Genomic DNA, 16,731 nt, shown 5'->3' on the forward strand with positions numbered 1-16,731 from the left:
AAGGTTATATAAAAAATGGCGTCAATTGTCTTCAATTGGCGCCATTTGGCTTATTTGTGACCCCGACAGGACAAATTTCTATAAATTTTATGGAGGATTTGAAGAGATTGGCTTACTGGAGGTAGAGGCTGTCTTTAGGTGGCTTTTGTATTTTGGTTTGGATGTCCCGTTGGGGATTGATGGAAAATGTATTAAAATTCTCAAAAGCAATAACTATTTAATTATCTGCTTGTAAACATTTCGTTTGCTTGTTCAGCCGTAATTTCAATAAATCTTTCATAGTGCTTCAGCACATCGCTGATGAGTTCGTTTTTAGTAAAATACTGAACATCATATCCTGCTCTGGTATCGCCAAAATAGGTTGTAGGATAGTAGGTCCTGCTGTTTTGAAATTCAGGCAGGTTCTGTTCTTCAACCAGATAATCTGAAACTATTTTTGCTTCGATCTTAACTCCATATATGAAATTATGCACCAAATCATGCGAAATTTCCAGTTCCACACCAAAGGGATCCGATACAGATTTGATGGATACCTGAATTCCCCTCAAAGCAAATTCATCCTGCAATTCGGTAAAGGCCTGTTCTACTTTGATGATTATAAATTCCTCCACAGAGCGTCTGTCTTTGAAAGTAACGATCTGTTTTAAGCGCTCTTTCCATAATTTTCCCGACCAGGGTACAGTGGACACAGAAAAACTGCGCTGGTAGTATTTATAATCTATAATGAGGCCTTTCATGAGGGCGGCTGCCATAAAAAGCATGATTACCGAGAAAGGCAGGGCAGTTATGAGTGTCATGGTCTGAAGTGCTTTTAATCCTCCTGCGTCTAAAAGCAAAAGCGCAAGAGCTGCAAGCACTATACCCCAAAAAATTTTCTGCCATGTTGGGGAGACCTGGGAATTTTTTGTTGCAATACTGTCCATAACCAAAATTCCTGAATCAGCGGAGGTCATAAAAAATATGATTACAATCAGGATAACTAGTGCCTTTGAAATAAGGGGAAAAGGCAGGTAATCCAAAAAGCTGAACATTAAGGCTTCAGAATTATTTACAAGGCTGCTCAGTTCTCCTCCTGCAATATGAAAGTCTGTCCAGATTGCGCTGCTGCCAAAAACTGACATCCAAATCAAATTAAAGAGCGTTGGCAAAAGAAGTACTGCCGCTATAAATGATTTTATAGTACGTCCCTTTGATATACGGGCTATAAACAATCCTACAAATGGTGCCCATGAAATCCACCAGGCCCAATATAATATGGTCCAGTTGTAGAACCAGGGCAGGGACTTTTCATCATAAACATGGGTATTGAAAGATATGGTAAAAAAGCTGCTGATATAATTCCCGAGGCCCTCGGTAAAACTTGCAATTATATACACGGTTGGACCTGCGATAAGCACAAAAAGCATTAAGATTATGGCAGCCGATATATTGATATTGCTTAGAATTTTAATGCCTTTGCTTACTCCTGAAATGGCCGAGAAAATAGCCAGCGAGACCAGCACCACAACAATAAAGACCTGAGAGGTGAAATTAGTGTCCGATACTATATGCAATGCCTTGAGTCCTGAATTAATCTGCACCACTCCAAAACCTAATGTAGTTGTAATTCCAAAGAAAGTACTGCACAGGGCAAAAACATCAATTGCATTGCCCCACCGGCCATTAATTTTTTCTTTTAAGAGCGGATAAAGACAGCTGCGAAGCGACAGGGGTAAGCGGTACCGATAAGAAAAATAAGCAAGTGAGAGCCCTACCAAACCATAAACAGCCCAAGCGTGTATGCCCCAGTGAAAAAAAGTGTATAATTGTGCATTTTTCGCCTGATTGATATAATGATCTGTGGAAAAAGCCTCATCATCGTAATGAGACATCGGTTCTGCGACTGCAAAATACATCAGTCCAATTCCCATTCCCGCCGCGAAAAGCATGGATATCCAGGAAAAGAAAGAATGTTCAGGCTCACTGTCGTTATTTCCTAATTTTATATTGCCATATTTGCTGAACATAAGATATACCAGAAATATCACAAATAGGGTAACTGACCAGACATAAACCCAATTCAGGTTTACAAATATGAAATTTTTAATATTTTCGAGCACTATTTCCGTTGGTTTAGGAAATAATATTGTAAATGTGCAGATGCCGAATATAAATAGTAACCCGGGTATTGTCACACCTTTGTCAAAAGTGGTGCTTTTTTTATTTTTTTCCATGCTAAAAATGTTTATTGCAGATTGATTAAAGGCCAGCCGGTCATAACTTTATAATTTAACTAAAGAAATCTGACTTAAGGAATATAATTTTTGACTATAATTTAAGCAGTGTTTGCCAATTTTGATAAAGTGTATTGAATTTGCAATCAGAATAGCGACAGCATGCTGTTAGTTCAATTTGATTTCTTTGTCCATAACTATGGTTTGGGTAGGATAAGCAAAATCAATTTCCTTTTTCTCAAAAACAGAAAATATTTCAAGATAGACTTCCTGTTGATTATCCATATAAAGATTATAATCAGCATCCAGTACATAATATACAAATTCAAAATTCAGGCTGAAATCACCATATCCCGAGAAATGTCCCCTGTCAAATTGGAGCTGAGGCTTTGAGGATACAATTCCTTTTACAATGTTTGGTATTTCCGATAACTGTGAATGAGTGGTCTGGTAGGTAACTCCCAAAGAAAAAACAACACGTCTTTTTTCCATTCTTTTATAGTTCCTGAGTCTGGAATTCGTAAGGTCTGTATTGGAGCAGATCAGCTGTTCTCCGCTAAGGGTCCTAATACGGGTGGTTTTAATTCCGATATATTCAATAATTCCATTGTCAGGTCCTAATTGCACGAAATCACCAATTTCAAAGGGACGATCAAAAAAGATGACAAAATAACTGAAAAGGTCCCCCAGAACTGCCTGTGCGGCAAGGGCTATGGCAATACCCCCGACACCTAATCCGGCAATCAGAGTAGTGACGTTGTAGCCCATATTATCGATTAGAAATATGATACCGCAAACCCATATAATAATATTTACAATAGCAATAAGGCCTCCTGCCTGTTTTTGCTTGCTTTCGCTTTCTTCCGATCTTTGGATAAAGGAATAGATAAATTTTTTAAAGGCTGCGCTGATGATTTTAAGGATAAAGTAGGTAAAGGCGAACATGTAGGCTACCTGTATGATTTTGTCAATATTTGCAGGGAGTTTAAGAGTCTGCAATGCAAAATAAAAAGCACTGATATATAGTAGAGGAAGTACAGATTTATCCACTACCTCGATGATAAAATTATCCCAGGTAGTCTTTGTATTCAGGGCCCAGTTTTTGAGTCTTCTGATAACCACAACTTTGACTGCCTTTACAATAATTACAGATGCTATTATTATTGACGCTGCGATAAGCCATGTTAAAAAAGTATTGTCTAAAAAGGTTGTGTTTAAGATATCCATAGATAAGTTTTAATGTTTCGATTCAAAAGTATTGGACTAACGGAACACCTGGAGATTACAAAAGCATAAAATAGACGCAAATTTTGCTTATCAAAGTTTTTAGTTGAAAAAAGCCCGGGGAGTGCTGTCTAAAGACAGTGAAAGCTAAAGAATACTATCAAAATAGTAGATCAACAGTTAATTGACACAAGCAGTAACGAATTATTTACACAGCTATAATTTTGAAATAGGTGTACTGATAATTAGTATTTTCAAAGTTAACCATATAAAAAACCGATTCCAAGAAAAATAACCAATAGTTCTATTTTTTCTTTTTTATAAGATGACAGACTATCTGGATAATTGCCCTGTTGGACTTTTAGCACTTTTGTTGGGTAAAGTATTAATTTAGACTTAACTTTGTTTATAGGAGAATACCCTTTATAAAAAAACCTCGGGTTATTTCCTTTTTATAATTACCATTATTTCTATGAAAAAGAACATTACGCACAAACTAAATGAACTTCAGGCAACTGCTATCTGCGGTAACGATATTACTTCTTCCTGCCTTTATGTTTCTGCTCTTACCATTGGATATGCCGGGCAGTATGCCTGGATCTCACTTTTGATAGTGGCATTTGTGCTGCTGCTTTTTCGGAAAATTTATGGTGAAGTTGTCGGGGCACTGCCTCTTAATGGAGGAGCATATAATGTGCTGCTCAATACATCAACAAAAAGGATAGCTTCATTTGCAGCGATTCTTACCGTACTGTCCTATATGACCACGGCAGTAATATCAGCCACTGAGGCTATGCATTATCTGCATACTATATTTGAGGGAATCAATATCCTTATGGCAGCGGCAGTAGTTTTGGTTTTATTTACCTTACTGGCAATTATTGGAATAGGGGAGTCGGCCATTGTCGCTGTCTGTATCTTTATAATTCATCTGGTTACCCTAGTACTGCTGGTGGTGTTTTCAGGTTTTTTTATATTTTCAAATGGATTGGAAACCTTTCACCTTAACTGGGAACTGCCTATGAATTCCAATGGGATAATATATACGCTGTTTCTGGGTTTCTCTGCAGCAATGCTGGGGATTTCCGGCTTTGAAAGTTCTGCTAACTTTGTAGAAGAACAAAAGGCAGGGGTTTTTCCAAAGACCCTTCGCAATATGTGGGCTATTGTAAGCTTTTTTAATCCAGTAATCGCCCTGCTGTTAATTGCCATAATACCCATTGCCCAGCTTGGAGAGCACAAAGAATCGCTTTTATCCTACCTGGGACACACCACGGGCGGGGACTGGCTGGCATGGATGATCTCCATAGATGCCGTTCTTGTTTTGTGCGGTGCGGTGCTTACTTCTTTTGTCGGTGTCTCAGGACTTCTCAAAAGAATGACCCTGGACAGGATACTGCCCAATTATTTTCTTAAAGAAAACAAAAGAGGCTCCAATTACAGGATCATCGTTACCTTTCTGATACTATGCGTATCGGTTATGCTCGTTACAAAAGGAAGACTGGAAGCATTAGCCGGTGTTTATACTTTTTCTTTTCTGGCCGTTATGGCGCTTTTTGGTATTGGAAATCTGCTGCTGAAAATAAAACGCAGAAAACTTCCCAGACCTGAAAAGGCAAGGGGAATAGCAGTAGTGGTGGCAATTGCATTTATACTAATTGGATTTGCAGGGAATATTATTCTAAATAAGGAGGCCTTTCAAACCTTTATTAATTATCTTATACCCGCGGTTTTATTTGTGCTCATTATGCTCAACAGATCGCTTTTGATACAGACGATGGTGGATATTTTGGAATATTTCTATCAGCCTGTCCGCAAGTTTGCCATTATAAGCAATCGCTATTTGAGAAAAGTGCAGAATAAAATTCATTCTCAGGAGTTTGTTTTTTTTACAAAAGGTGACGACGTGGCAATACTAAACAAAGTAATGCAGTATGTTCAGAACAATGAGACTACCAGAAAGCTGAAAATTGTCAATGTCAGGGCAGTGGAGGAATGCAACGACGCACTCAGGAAAGATCTTGAGGTGCTTGACAGGGCCTATCCTGAAATCCATATTGAGTTTGTGGAGATTGATGGCGTATTTGGACCTGATCTTATAGATGAATTGTCACAGCAGTGGAAGATTCCCAAAAATTTTATGTTTATTGCCTCGCCTGGAGATAAATTTTCCTATCGGGTTTCTGAATTGGGAGGGGTAAGACTGATTATGTAAAACTATCGAAAAGTACTATATAGAAAAGGCTGTCTGATCATATTGCACAAAAGGCTGTTCTTTTTAGAAATTAAGAATATTAAAGGATGGCTTTGTTTTTCGGTTACATTTTATTTTTTAGCTCCGTTGAATGATTGTATTGATTTTCTAAACTGGTATTAAGAACTTTAATTTCCAAATCCGCAAGGCTTATTTTTCTTTTAAGATATTTTTCGATCATAAGGCTGGCTATCGGACCTGCAATGGTTCTGCCGGCACCGCCGTTTTCAATTAATACTGCAATGGCAATTTTGGGATTATTCTTTGGGGCAAATGCAGCAAATATGGAATGGTCGGTCAATTGAACCCGTTTTCCATTTACTCTGGCAAAATTTTCTGCTGTACCTGTTTTTCCGCAAATCTCTATTCCCGGAACATTCAAACCGCGTGCTGTCCCAAAATTGTATACATCAGACAATCCATCAATAACAGCATTGAAATACTTTTCCTCTATAGCGGTTACATGTTTTGTGGTAAACCTTGAGGGGATCTTTTGTCCGGAAATTTTCCTTACGATATGAGGTGTATAATAATAGCCACGGTTCGCTACTGCCGCCATCATGCTTGCAAGCTGGATAGGAGTGATTAAAACCTCTCCCTGTCCAATAGAATTGGAAATGATAGTGGTGCTCTTCCATTTCCTGTTTGGATAAATTTTGTTATAGGTCTGCGATGTTGGAATTTTGCCTTTTCTTCCCGTTGGCAGGTCATAGCCCATATAGTTGCCCAGACCAAAACTTTTCAGGTAATTAGCCCAGGAGTCAACACCCTCTGATGGTGTTGAATACCTGTTAATACTCAGCATATAGGTATTGGCAAAGTAGGTATTGCAGGAATTGTAAATCCCATTACGTAATTGATGGGGCCCTGCCCCGTGGCATTTCATAAAGCTTCCTCGGCCATAACTAAATCCATGGCTGCATATAAAGCTTGTATTTTCGGTAATGACACCTTGCTGAAGGCCAATTAAACCTGTCAATATCTTAAAGGGCGAGCCGGGCGGGTACTCTGCTAATAGGGCCCTGTTATACAATGGTTTTGAAATCGAGTCATAGAATAATTTCGTGTAATTTTTTGACCGCGAGCTTCCTGTTAATAAACCCGGATCGTACGAGGGGGCAGTTATTAAAGCTAGTATCTCGCCGGTCTGTGGTTCAATAGCTACAATTGCGCCTCTTTTATGTACCATCAGCCGCTCTCCGTAGCACTGCAGTTCTGCGTCAATTGACAGGTTCATATCAGTTCCCTTAACAGCCAGCGTATCATAATTGCCATTTTGATAGGATCCAATCTTCCTGTTGAATTTGTCTTTTTGAAAATATTTTATTCCTTTGACACCGCGCAGAAGCTCCTCATAACTTTCTTCAACGCCTTGTTTCCCTATTAAGTCACCACTTTTATAATATGAATTTTCTTTTAGTAATTCCTGGTTTACCTGCGCGGTATAGCCAAATATATTTGCCCCATAATTTACTGTGTACTTCCTGAGCATTCTTTTTTGAAAATAAAATCCGGGAAAATTTCTTATTTTTTCCTGAAATGCTGAAAATTTACTGCGATCCAATTGGGCTAGAAATAAAGAAGGCAGCCGGGTGCTGTATGACTTTGCTTTTGCTATTTGTTTTGAAAATTCCCCGGTACTAATTTTTAATAATTTACAAAGCTCTAAAGTATCGATATTTTTGATTTCCCCAGGGATGACCATAATATCATATGAGAGCTGGTTTGTTACTAATATTTTGCCATATCTGTCGTATATATTGCCTCTTTCGGGTATTACATATTGAATTTTTATGGAATTGTTTTCAGCCTTTAATTTATAGGAATGATTCAAAATTTGTAAATAAAATATTCTTATAATTAAGATAGCGGCGGATGTTATAATTATAATTGGAAATAATAATTTTCTCAAGGTGAACAGTTGGGGTAAGGTTAATGCAGTTAAGTAATAAGTTTTGGCAGCGGCATTTGGGGAAAAAGCACACCTAATCCGCTTCAGCAGTGCACATAACTTGTCATCTGCATGCTGTCGAAGTGGATCAATGCAAAAAAAATGTTGCTGATAAGCAGAATAATCGAGCAGCAGATAAAAAACAACATTTGAATTATTTTAGCCTATAGGACATAAATGTCTTATTTTATGTCCTACAGGCTAAAAGCTCCTGTATGATTTGATTGCAAAACCGCATAAACGGGTTAGCTTAAAGATATTTTTATCAAAATACCTTTAGTTTAAAATCTAATATGGGTCTAAATAAGCGGCATGTGGATTAGATATGGAAATTAAAATTATCTATTGCCGCTTGAGGCGGTAATTTTTCCTAACTGCAATCTGAAATCCGGTCTTTTTGGATCAAATATGTCAACAAATGTCTCTTTATTGTCCGTTTTGGAATACACATTAAAAAACAAACTGTTGCCATACCAGTGTTCTAATTCTTCCTTGTTCCTGTTGCCCTCTGTGAGGATATTTGCCGTACAGAGATTAAAAAACATTTCCTCCAATTTAATTCCCTTTAGGTTATCAGCTTTAACCTCCATTTTGCTGTCCAGTACAACAGCAGGATTAAATCCTGAAATTACACTGCGCTTCATTTCAAGGGAGGCATTTTCGGAAATATACAGGGCTTCTTTGACAAGACCTGACTGAATATCGGCATTGATATTTTCACTGTCATTGAGCATTGTTATATTGGCTGCCGAAACAAAAGTCTGTTTTTTGGTAAAATCCGTTTCATTTTTATTTTCGTATGATTTTACCTCCAGACAGCGTGAGCCGTCCCTGTTGCTTGACAGATAAGAAGATCTTACAGCCAGCGAATTATACAATCGGCATTGGACACCCTGAGTGAATTTATAGTCGTCGTTAATTGACTTATAGGATACCAATTTAGTAGCATTTACATCACCACCATAGAAGGCAAATGAGTTACCGCCGCAATAACTGACCATTATATTCTCCAGAATGGTCTGGCTCCCGACACCTGCGATTGTCAAACCGTTGAATGTATCGGCACCCTTAATATTTTTGCCGGCAAATTCGATTCTCAAATATCTTAAAATTCCGGAATTCGATAAAGTATTATCCCCGCCATATGTTGTTAGTGCAGGATCAAGATCTAAGTTATACGAACCAATATTTCCAAATTTATTGATAGGGGCATCTCCAAGAAGTACAATCCCTCCCCAGTCTCCTGCTTTTTTCATGCTGCGGTTGGAAGTAAACACAATAGGGTCGGTTTCCAGACCGTCTGCAACAAGCTGCGCGCCTTTTGTAACAACCAGGGTTCCTTTTGTCTGGAAATCACCGATAATTAAAGTCCCGGGTTCGATTGTTAGCACCGCATTATTAGTGACATACACGTTTCCCTGCAGCACATAAATATTCCTTTTGAGCAGTTTGGTATTGACAGAAATGTTTCCTGCCAAAATTTGGTTGGCCTCTCCGTATTCTGCTTTATGAGGCTTAAATTCCGACCAGTTGGAAAGCCAGTTCGAGTAGCCAATGATTCCTTTCTCCTGTTGTGCACTCATACTTGTAACTGTCAAAAGAACACAGATGATTTGAGTAATTTTTTTCATGATAAGGTATGTTTTATTGGTTTTAATTCTTTGGATTTATCTTGCGTATTGTAAAAATTACAAATTTGGATATTCAGTTTTTGAAATTATTAAAGGTTATGCTGCAAGTCTTTGTAAAAAGATATTTGGCATTATTATTAATAACAGGCGGGGCAATTTGATACAGTTTTCTAAAATGATTTTATAAGGTTATTTGCCTTGTCAAAATCATCAAAGAAGATAACGTTAAAAAAACTGAATTTTAAAAATAGGAAATACCAGATGTTAGAAAAGCTGGTAGAGATGCAGATAATTATAGCGCTGAATTTGATAAACCGATGCAATGCCATATATCAGACGATTTTTGAAGATCTTAAAATCAACTAATTTGATCAGGTACGGCGTTTTAAAAGTGATGCTCTCTGAAGACGTAGCACGATTTTTTACTTTCTTTTTTATTATAAAATGAATATCCTGGTCTTTAGTATGCGCCAAAGCGGATGCTGAATTGATCTGAATTCCAGAAGTTATAAAGGTATTGTAAGATTTGAAATTTTCAAGCGCACCGTTGTGTTTGCTGCATTCTGCTCTGCCTACAAGGGAAAGCAGTAGCAGAAAGATAACACTTATGAACTTAAATTGTTTCATTGGGGATTATAGGCAAAAAAATATTTTGAATTGAGGCTATATTTTGTTTTACAAAGATAGTTATTTTGAAAAATTTATTATTCTAAAATTTAAAAAAAAATGGCAAAAAATAAATAGACTTATAAAAAATAGCTGTTTCAATATTTTTTGAGCACTGGCAATTCACTTAAATAAACAAAAAAAATGACATACTAATTAAAGCAGGCTCAACATCTTTTCTCCATTTTATTTACAACTTTCAAGTCCGATTGCAAAGATACTGAGAACGTTTTTATCAAATTTTTATTTTAAGAATCAAAAATAACGATATTTTAAAATTATAGCACTAAAGAAATGCAAAATAGCATTTCTTGGAATTTTTGAATTTTAATGATTGCTTTTATCATACTGTTTACTAAATTTGTCACGCTATGAAAAAATGGTTTACAAAATTTTTCCTTTTATTTATCATTCTGCTCGGCGGACAAGGTAATGTCAACGCGCATAGCACCCAGCTTTCTCATCGTCAGCTAAATTTGATAATCCCTGTCAAAGGAAATTCAGTTTCCGGGCACTGTTTGGACAGGGGCCGTTTTTTTGAAACATTTAAAAGAAAAGCCTGTCTTCTTGACAATGAAGAAACAGAAGAAAATTTCGCAGGTATCCAAAAACAGCTTGTAAAAAGCACTTATTTTTTAAATTTTTTAGGCAGTAATAAATTAACCGAGTATACGGTTGCCTTTACTAAAAAGGTAAATTACCGCAAAATTTTCAATTTATTTTCCAACAAGGTATATGTCCTTTTTCAGGTTTTCAGAATTTGATTTTTAATCTGTAAGTATTCCAAATTACTTATAATATATTGTTTTTTATCCTTTGTTGCGCAGTGTTTACTGCTATAATAAACGGGTAAGGATTTCCTTGGTCTTCCCTGAAGACTTTTTTAAAACAAAAAAATCATTTCGGTTTAAACCTTAAAATTATTATGAACAGAATCCTCATGCTTCTAAGCGTGGCGGCTATACTATTGAATACTGCCTGCAACTCTAAAAAAGAAGAAACAAAAGAAGAAAAAACCAAATTTTTGGTTACCAATCCAATAGAAAGAGATACTACCATTACCAAAGAATATGTCTCTCAGATTCATTCCATCCAGCATATTGAACTAAGGGCTCAGGAACGCGGATATTTGCAGAAGATCTATGTTGATGAAGGACAGGCGGTCAAGAAAGGACAGCTGCTTTTTAAAATTATGCCGACCCTTTACGAGGCAGAATTAAAGAAATCGAAAGCAGAAGCGAGTTTTGCGGAGATAGAATATAAAAATACCAAAAGATTAGCCGATGGAAATGTGGTTGCTCCGGGCGAGCTGGCTATGGCAAAAGCAAAATTGGAGAAAGCCAATGCCGAAATGTCCTTAAGCCAGGTCCATTTACAGTTTACTGAAATCAGGGCACCATTTGATGGTATCATCGATAAGTTTCATGTCCGCCCGGGAAGTCTGGTTGATGAAGGGGAGCTTCTAACAGAACTGGCTGACAACAGCTCCATGTGGGTGTATTACAATGTTCCGGAGTCCGAATATCTGGATTATCAGACCCAGGCAGATAAAGGAAGTCCAATGCAGGTTAACCTTTTAATGGCCAATAACCAGAGATTTCCCTACCCTGGAAAAGTGGAAACAATTGAAGCGGATTTTGACAATGAGACTGGTAATATTCCATTCAGGGCTACTTTCCCTAATCCAAAAAGATTACTCAGACATGGAGAAACCGGAAGCATTGAGATGCCGATAGCATTAAAAAACGCAATGCTTATTCCACAGAAGGCTACATTTGAGGTACTGGATAAAAAATATGTTTATGTAATTGATAAAGATAACGCTGTAAAATCAAGAGAAGTTGTTGTCATGGCCGAGATGCCTCACTTATTTGTCATAAAAGAAGGTTTGTCCCTGGATGATAAGATTCTCCTGGAAGGTCTGCGTCTTGTAAAAGAGAACGACAGAATAGACTACAAATTAGTACAGCCAGAATCCGTATTGTCTCATTTAGAGCTGTATGCGGAGTAATTGAATCTTTAAAAATAAAAAAACATGTTTAATAAATTTATACACAGGCCCGTTTTTGCAATTATAATTTCGATTGTAATTGTCTTTATAGGTTCGCTGGCCATCAAACAGCTTCCTATATCACAGTTTCCCCAGATTGCGCCAACAACGGTAAACATTTTTATAGCCTATCCGGGAGCCAGTGCAGATGTACTGGTAAAATCAACTTTGATTACCCTGGAGAATTCCCTTAATGGGGTACAGGGGGTTCGCTATATGGCCACTGATGCGACAAGCGCCGGGGAAGCAACGCTAAGGATCATATTCGAGCCGGGAACAGATCCCAATCAGGCTGTTATAAGGGTCAAAACCAGGGTAGACCAGGTAATGCCGCTGCTGCCTGAATTGGTCCAGCGTGAAGGTGTTGTGATTACGCCGATTCAGCCCAGCATGCTGATGTATGTCAATTTGTATTCGAAAAGCAAAAGTATGGATGAAAAATTCCTCTATAATTATGCTGACGTAAAAATGATACCAGAGATCTCAAGGGTAAAAGGGGTCGCAAGATCACAAATTTTAGGTAGCCGTAAATATGCCATGCGTGTCTGGCTGAATCCCGACAGGATGAGGGCTTACAGAATTTCTGTAGAAGAAGTCATGGAGGCTCTCCAGGAGCAGAGTATTATTGGACGTCCGGGACGACTAGGGCAAAGTTCGGGTATCTCAGCACAGTCTTTAGAGTATGTTTTAACCTATAAAGGGAGATATAATGAACCCAAACAGTATGAAAATATTGTTATACGTGCCAATGCAGAGGGACAGAGCATTCATTTAAAGGATATAGCAAAAGTGGAGCTTGGCAGTGAATTTTTTGATATTTATTCCAATTTAGACGGGCACCCTTCTGCGGCTATTGTACTGAAACAAAACTATGGCAGTAATGCAAGTGATGTAATCAATGATGTAAAAGCAAAATTGGAGGAAATGAAAGCTAGTTTTCCCCCGGGGATGGATTATAAAATCAGCTATGACGTATCAAGCTTCCTTGATGCTTCGATTGATCAGGTAATGCATACGCTTCGGGATGCATTTATTTTGGTTGCTTTGGTCGTATTTGTCTTTTTAGGAGACTGGCGTTCCACTCTGATTCCTATTATTGCTGTGCCGGTTTCTCTGGTGGGTGCCTTTTTTGTTATTCAGCTCTTTGGAATGTCGATAAACCTGGTTACCTTATTCTCATTGGTATTAGCTATTGGTATTGTGGTAGATAACGCTATTGTAGTTGTAGAGGCCGTCCACGCCAAGTTTGAGGAATTTCCTCATATTACCCCTTATCATGCGGTAAAATTGGTGCTTGGAGAAATTGGTGGTGCTGTTATAGCCATTACTGCCGTTATGGTAGCGGTGTTTATTCCTATTGCCTTTATGACCGGACCGGTAGGTACTTTCTACAGACAGTTTTCGGTAACTATGTCAAGTTCTATTATCATTTCGGCTCTAGTAGCACTTACACTTACGCCGGTTTTATGTGCTATTTTATTGAAAAACAATCACGGGAAACCAAAGAAAGGAAATGTATTGACCAAAGCCTTAGATGGTTTTAACAGATGGTTTGACCGTCTGACTGGCCGATATGTAGCGGTTTTAAAATCTATTGTAAGCAGGAGATGGCTGACTTTTTTCATTCTAATTGGATTCTGTGGAGCTATATTTGTTGAGAACCAGGTGCTGCCTTCAGGATTTATTCCAAGTGAAGATCAGGGAACTATTTATGGAATTATTCAGACACCACCGGGATCAACTCTGGAAACCACCAATGAAGTGGCGCACAGGCTTCAGAAAATTTGTGAAGATGTAGAAGGAGTGGAGTCAGTTTCGTCTTTGGCAGGCTATGAAATTATGACCGAAGGAAGGGGATCCAATGCCGGAACCTGCCTGATTAATTTGAAATCATGGTCAGGCAGAAAGCATACCGTAAAGGAAATTATGCAGGAATTGGAGGAAAAATCCAGGGGCCTTGGGGCAGTGGTTGAATTTTTTGAACCGCCGGCGATTCCGGGTTTTGGTTCTTCGGGAGGTTTCTCCATGCGTCTGCTCGATAAAACAACAGGCACCAATTATCAGGAGTTTGACAAAATCAATAAAAATTTTATGGCAGAGCTTGGCAAACGTAAAGAACTCTCTGGATTATTTACGTTTTTTGCCGCCAATTATCCGCAATACGAACTCGAATTTAATAATGACCTGGCCATGCAGAAAGGCGTTTCCATCGGAAAAGCAATGGAGAACCTAAACATTATGATAGGCAGTACTTATGAGCAGGGATTCATAAAGTTTGGACGTTTTTTCAAGGTATATGTGCAGTCGGATCCAAAGTTCAGAAGGCTTCCCTCGGATGTTTTAAATCTTTTCGTAAAGAACGACCACGGAGAAATGGTTCCGTACTCTGCCTTTATGAAACTTAAAAAAACGCAGGGCCCCAATGAAGTTACCCGCTATAATATGTATAATTCTGCGGCAATCCAGGGACAGCCGGCCAGGGGATATACGACCGCCGATGCGATCAAGGCCGTCCGTGAAGTATCGGCCAAAACGCTTCCAAGAGGATATGATATTGCCTGGGAAGGGCTCTCGTATGACGAGGCCGCAAGAGGAAATGAATCACTGTATATCTTTCTGGTAGTGCTGGCTTTTGTTTATTTTGTGCTGGCGGCGCAATACGAGAGCTTTATTATTCCCTTATCTGTGATCCTGTCCATACCAATAGGGCTTTTGGGCTCTTTTGTAATACTGCAGATGATGGGCTTGCAGAATGATATTTACGCCCAGATCGGACTTATTATGCTGGTGGGATTACTGGGGAAAAATGCAGTGCTTATCGTTGAATTTGCGGTGCTCAAACATCAGCAGGGCGCTACAATTTTAGAAGCGGCTATTGAAGGGGCCAGGGTGCGTTTCAGGCCTATTTTAATGACTTCCTTTGCTTTTATTGCGGGACTGATCCCTTTGATTTTTGCTTCGGGGGCAGGTGCTATCGGTAACCGTACCATTGGCGGTTCTGCTCTTGGCGGAATGCTTTTTGGAACCATTTTCGGGGTAATCATAGTTCCGGGACTGTACTATATTTTTGGTTCACTGGCCCAGGGAAGAAAATTAATTAAAGGAGAAGAAGAAAGTTCATTGTCAGATGATTTTATGCATCACGTACATGATTTTTCAGCAAACGATCAAACGCTTGAAAATGAAGAATAATATAAAAATAAAATACGCAGGCTTATCCTGCGTATTGATGTGCTTAATTGGATGTAAAACCCCTTCTGTTGTACAAAAAGACGAAAATAAGACCGTTCCGGCGGTTTATGCAAATGCTTCTGCAGATACCGCCAATACAGGAAAAGTACAATGGAGAAGTTATTTTAAAGATGAGAATTTAAAAAATCTTATAGAGATTGCATTACAGAACAATCAGGAGCTGAACATTACTTTGCAGGAAATACAGGTTGCCCGAAGTGAAGTCAGGGCAAGAAAAGGGGAATATCTGCCTTTTCTGGGATTTAATGCAGGAGCCAGCCTTTATAAATCAGGCCGCTATACCAGTACGGGTTCCGGTGAGGCAACTACTGAAATCAGGCCTGGTAAAGAAACGCCTGATCCTCTGCCTAATTACGGATTTGGACTCTCGGCATCCTGGGAAATTGATATCTGGAACAAACTTCATAATGCCAAAAAAGCAGCTTTGAACCGTTACCTGGCGTCGGTAGAAGGAAAAAACTTTGTGGTTACTAACCTGATAGCTGAAATTGCAAACTCTTACTATGAACTGTTGGCCCTGGACAATCAATTGAAAATAGTGAATCAAAATATTGATATCCAGTCCAACGCCTTAAAAATTGTAAAAATACAAAAAGAAGCCGCCAGGGTCAATGAGCTTGCTGTACGCCGTTTTGAGGCGCAGGTCTTCAATACGCAGAGCCTGCAGTTTGAGATACAGCAGGACATATATGAAACGGAAAATAAAATCAATTTCCTTTTAGGGCGTTTCCCCCAGACAATAGCCAGGGACGATAATAGTTTTAATACCATGATTCCCCCTGCTGTTCAAGCCGGCGTTCCCGCCCAATTACTGGAAAACCGTCCTGACATTAAAAAGGCCGAGATGGATCTGATAGCTGCCAAACTAGACATAAAAGCAGCCAAAGCAAAGTTTTACCCTTCTTTGGGAATTTCCGCAGGTATTGGGTATGAGGCTTTCAATACAAAATATTTATTAACCTCTCCGGAGTCTTTAATGTATTCTTTGGCTGGAGATCTGATAGCTCCCTTAATAAACAGGAATGCGATCAAGGCCAGTTATATGACTGCCAATGCCAAGCAGATTCAGGCTGTTTATAATTACGAGCGTACTTTGGTAAATGCATATATTGAGGTGGCCAACCAGCTCTCTAAAATTAAAAACACGGCACAGAGCTATGATCTGAAATCCAAACAGGTGCAGGCACTCAATGAATCCATAAAGATTTCCAGTGATTTATTTAGTTCTGCAAGGGCGGATTATATAGAAGTGCTTCTTACTCAAAAAGATGCATTGGAATCTAAATTCGAACTTATCGAGACCAAAAAACAGCAGATGAATGCTTTTGTCAATATTTACAAGGCATTGGGCGGCGGATGGAATTAATTGTTTTCTTTTTTTATTAGTAGTAGGAAAAGGCTGCCTTATGGCAGCCTTTCTTATAGGGAGCATCATGATCGAATTAGGATTATAGACAATATTAAGAAGATATTGTTTATCTATGGTATAT

At 38.6% G+C, this 16,731-nt stretch carries 10 protein-coding genes; 5 read left to right on the forward strand and 5 right to left on the reverse strand.

Annotated elements, in window-relative coordinates; genetic code table 11:
* Positions 1 to 221: 221 nt before the first annotated feature.
* A complete protein-coding gene (locus NLJ00_RS14840; RefSeq protein ID WP_256634344.1) occupies positions 222 to 2,213 on the reverse strand; it encodes a BCCT family transporter in 1,992 nt (663 codons plus the stop codon).
* Positions 2,214 to 2,381: 168 nt separating this feature from the next.
* On the reverse strand, positions 2,382 to 3,440 hold the full coding sequence (locus NLJ00_RS14845; RefSeq protein WP_256634345.1) for a mechanosensitive ion channel family protein: 1,059 nt from the start codon (positions 3,438 to 3,440) through the stop codon (positions 2,382 to 2,384).
* Positions 3,441 to 3,909: 469 nt separating this feature from the next.
* On the opposite strand from NLJ00_RS14845, the gene NLJ00_RS14850 reads away from it, so the two are divergent.
* Entirely contained in the window at positions 3,910 to 5,652 is a 1,743-nt protein-coding gene (locus NLJ00_RS14850; protein WP_256634346.1) for an APC family permease, read from the forward strand.
* A 103-nt stretch (positions 5,653 to 5,755) separates the two neighbouring features.
* On the opposite strand, the gene mrdA is transcribed toward NLJ00_RS14850, so the two are convergent.
* The 3 genes from mrdA to NLJ00_RS14865 form a co-directional block, all read right to left on the reverse strand.
* Positions 5,756 to 7,603 (reverse strand): penicillin-binding protein 2, encoded by a 1,848-nt coding sequence (gene mrdA / locus NLJ00_RS14855; RefSeq protein WP_256634347.1) that lies wholly within the window; start codon positions 7,601 to 7,603, stop codon positions 5,756 to 5,758.
* A gap of 377 nt (positions 7,604 to 7,980) precedes the next feature.
* The gene (locus NLJ00_RS14860) at positions 7,981 to 9,273 is read right to left on the reverse strand and encodes a hypothetical protein (RefSeq protein WP_256634348.1); all 1,293 of its coding nucleotides are present in this window, start codon (positions 9,271 to 9,273) and stop codon (positions 7,981 to 7,983) included.
* 264 nt (positions 9,274 to 9,537) lie between these two features.
* Positions 9,538 to 9,900, reverse strand: a complete 363-nt coding sequence (locus NLJ00_RS14865; protein WP_256634349.1) for a hypothetical protein — start codon at positions 9,898 to 9,900, stop codon at positions 9,538 to 9,540.
* Between the two features lie 410 nt (positions 9,901 to 10,310).
* Between NLJ00_RS14865 and NLJ00_RS14870 the strand changes: the two genes are divergently transcribed.
* From NLJ00_RS14870 to NLJ00_RS14885, 4 genes are all read left to right on the forward strand, one after another.
* On the forward strand, positions 10,311 to 10,703 hold the full coding sequence (locus tag NLJ00_RS14870) for a hypothetical protein (RefSeq protein ID WP_256634350.1): 393 nt from the start codon (positions 10,311 to 10,313) through the stop codon (positions 10,701 to 10,703).
* A 161-nt stretch (positions 10,704 to 10,864) separates the two neighbouring features.
* Positions 10,865 to 11,950 carry an efflux RND transporter periplasmic adaptor subunit gene (locus NLJ00_RS14875; protein WP_256634351.1) on the forward strand — a complete coding sequence of 362 codons (1,086 nt, stop codon included), beginning with the start codon at positions 10,865 to 10,867 and terminating at the stop codon, positions 11,948 to 11,950.
* A gap of 24 nt (positions 11,951 to 11,974) precedes the next feature.
* Entirely contained in the window at positions 11,975 to 15,181 is a 3,207-nt protein-coding gene (locus NLJ00_RS14880; protein ID WP_256634352.1) for an efflux RND transporter permease subunit, read from the forward strand.
* Complete coding sequence (locus tag NLJ00_RS14885; protein ID WP_256634353.1) at positions 15,171 to 16,607, forward strand: TolC family protein; 1,437 nt, start codon at positions 15,171 to 15,173, stop codon at positions 16,605 to 16,607. Before NLJ00_RS14880 ends, NLJ00_RS14885 begins: the two co-directional genes overlap by 11 nt.
* Positions 16,608 to 16,731 lie beyond the last annotated feature (124 nt).

It is taken from the genome of Flavobacterium panici, from assembly GCF_024499525.1.
GTDB lineage: Bacteria > Bacteroidota > Bacteroidia > Flavobacteriales > Flavobacteriaceae > Flavobacterium > Flavobacterium panici.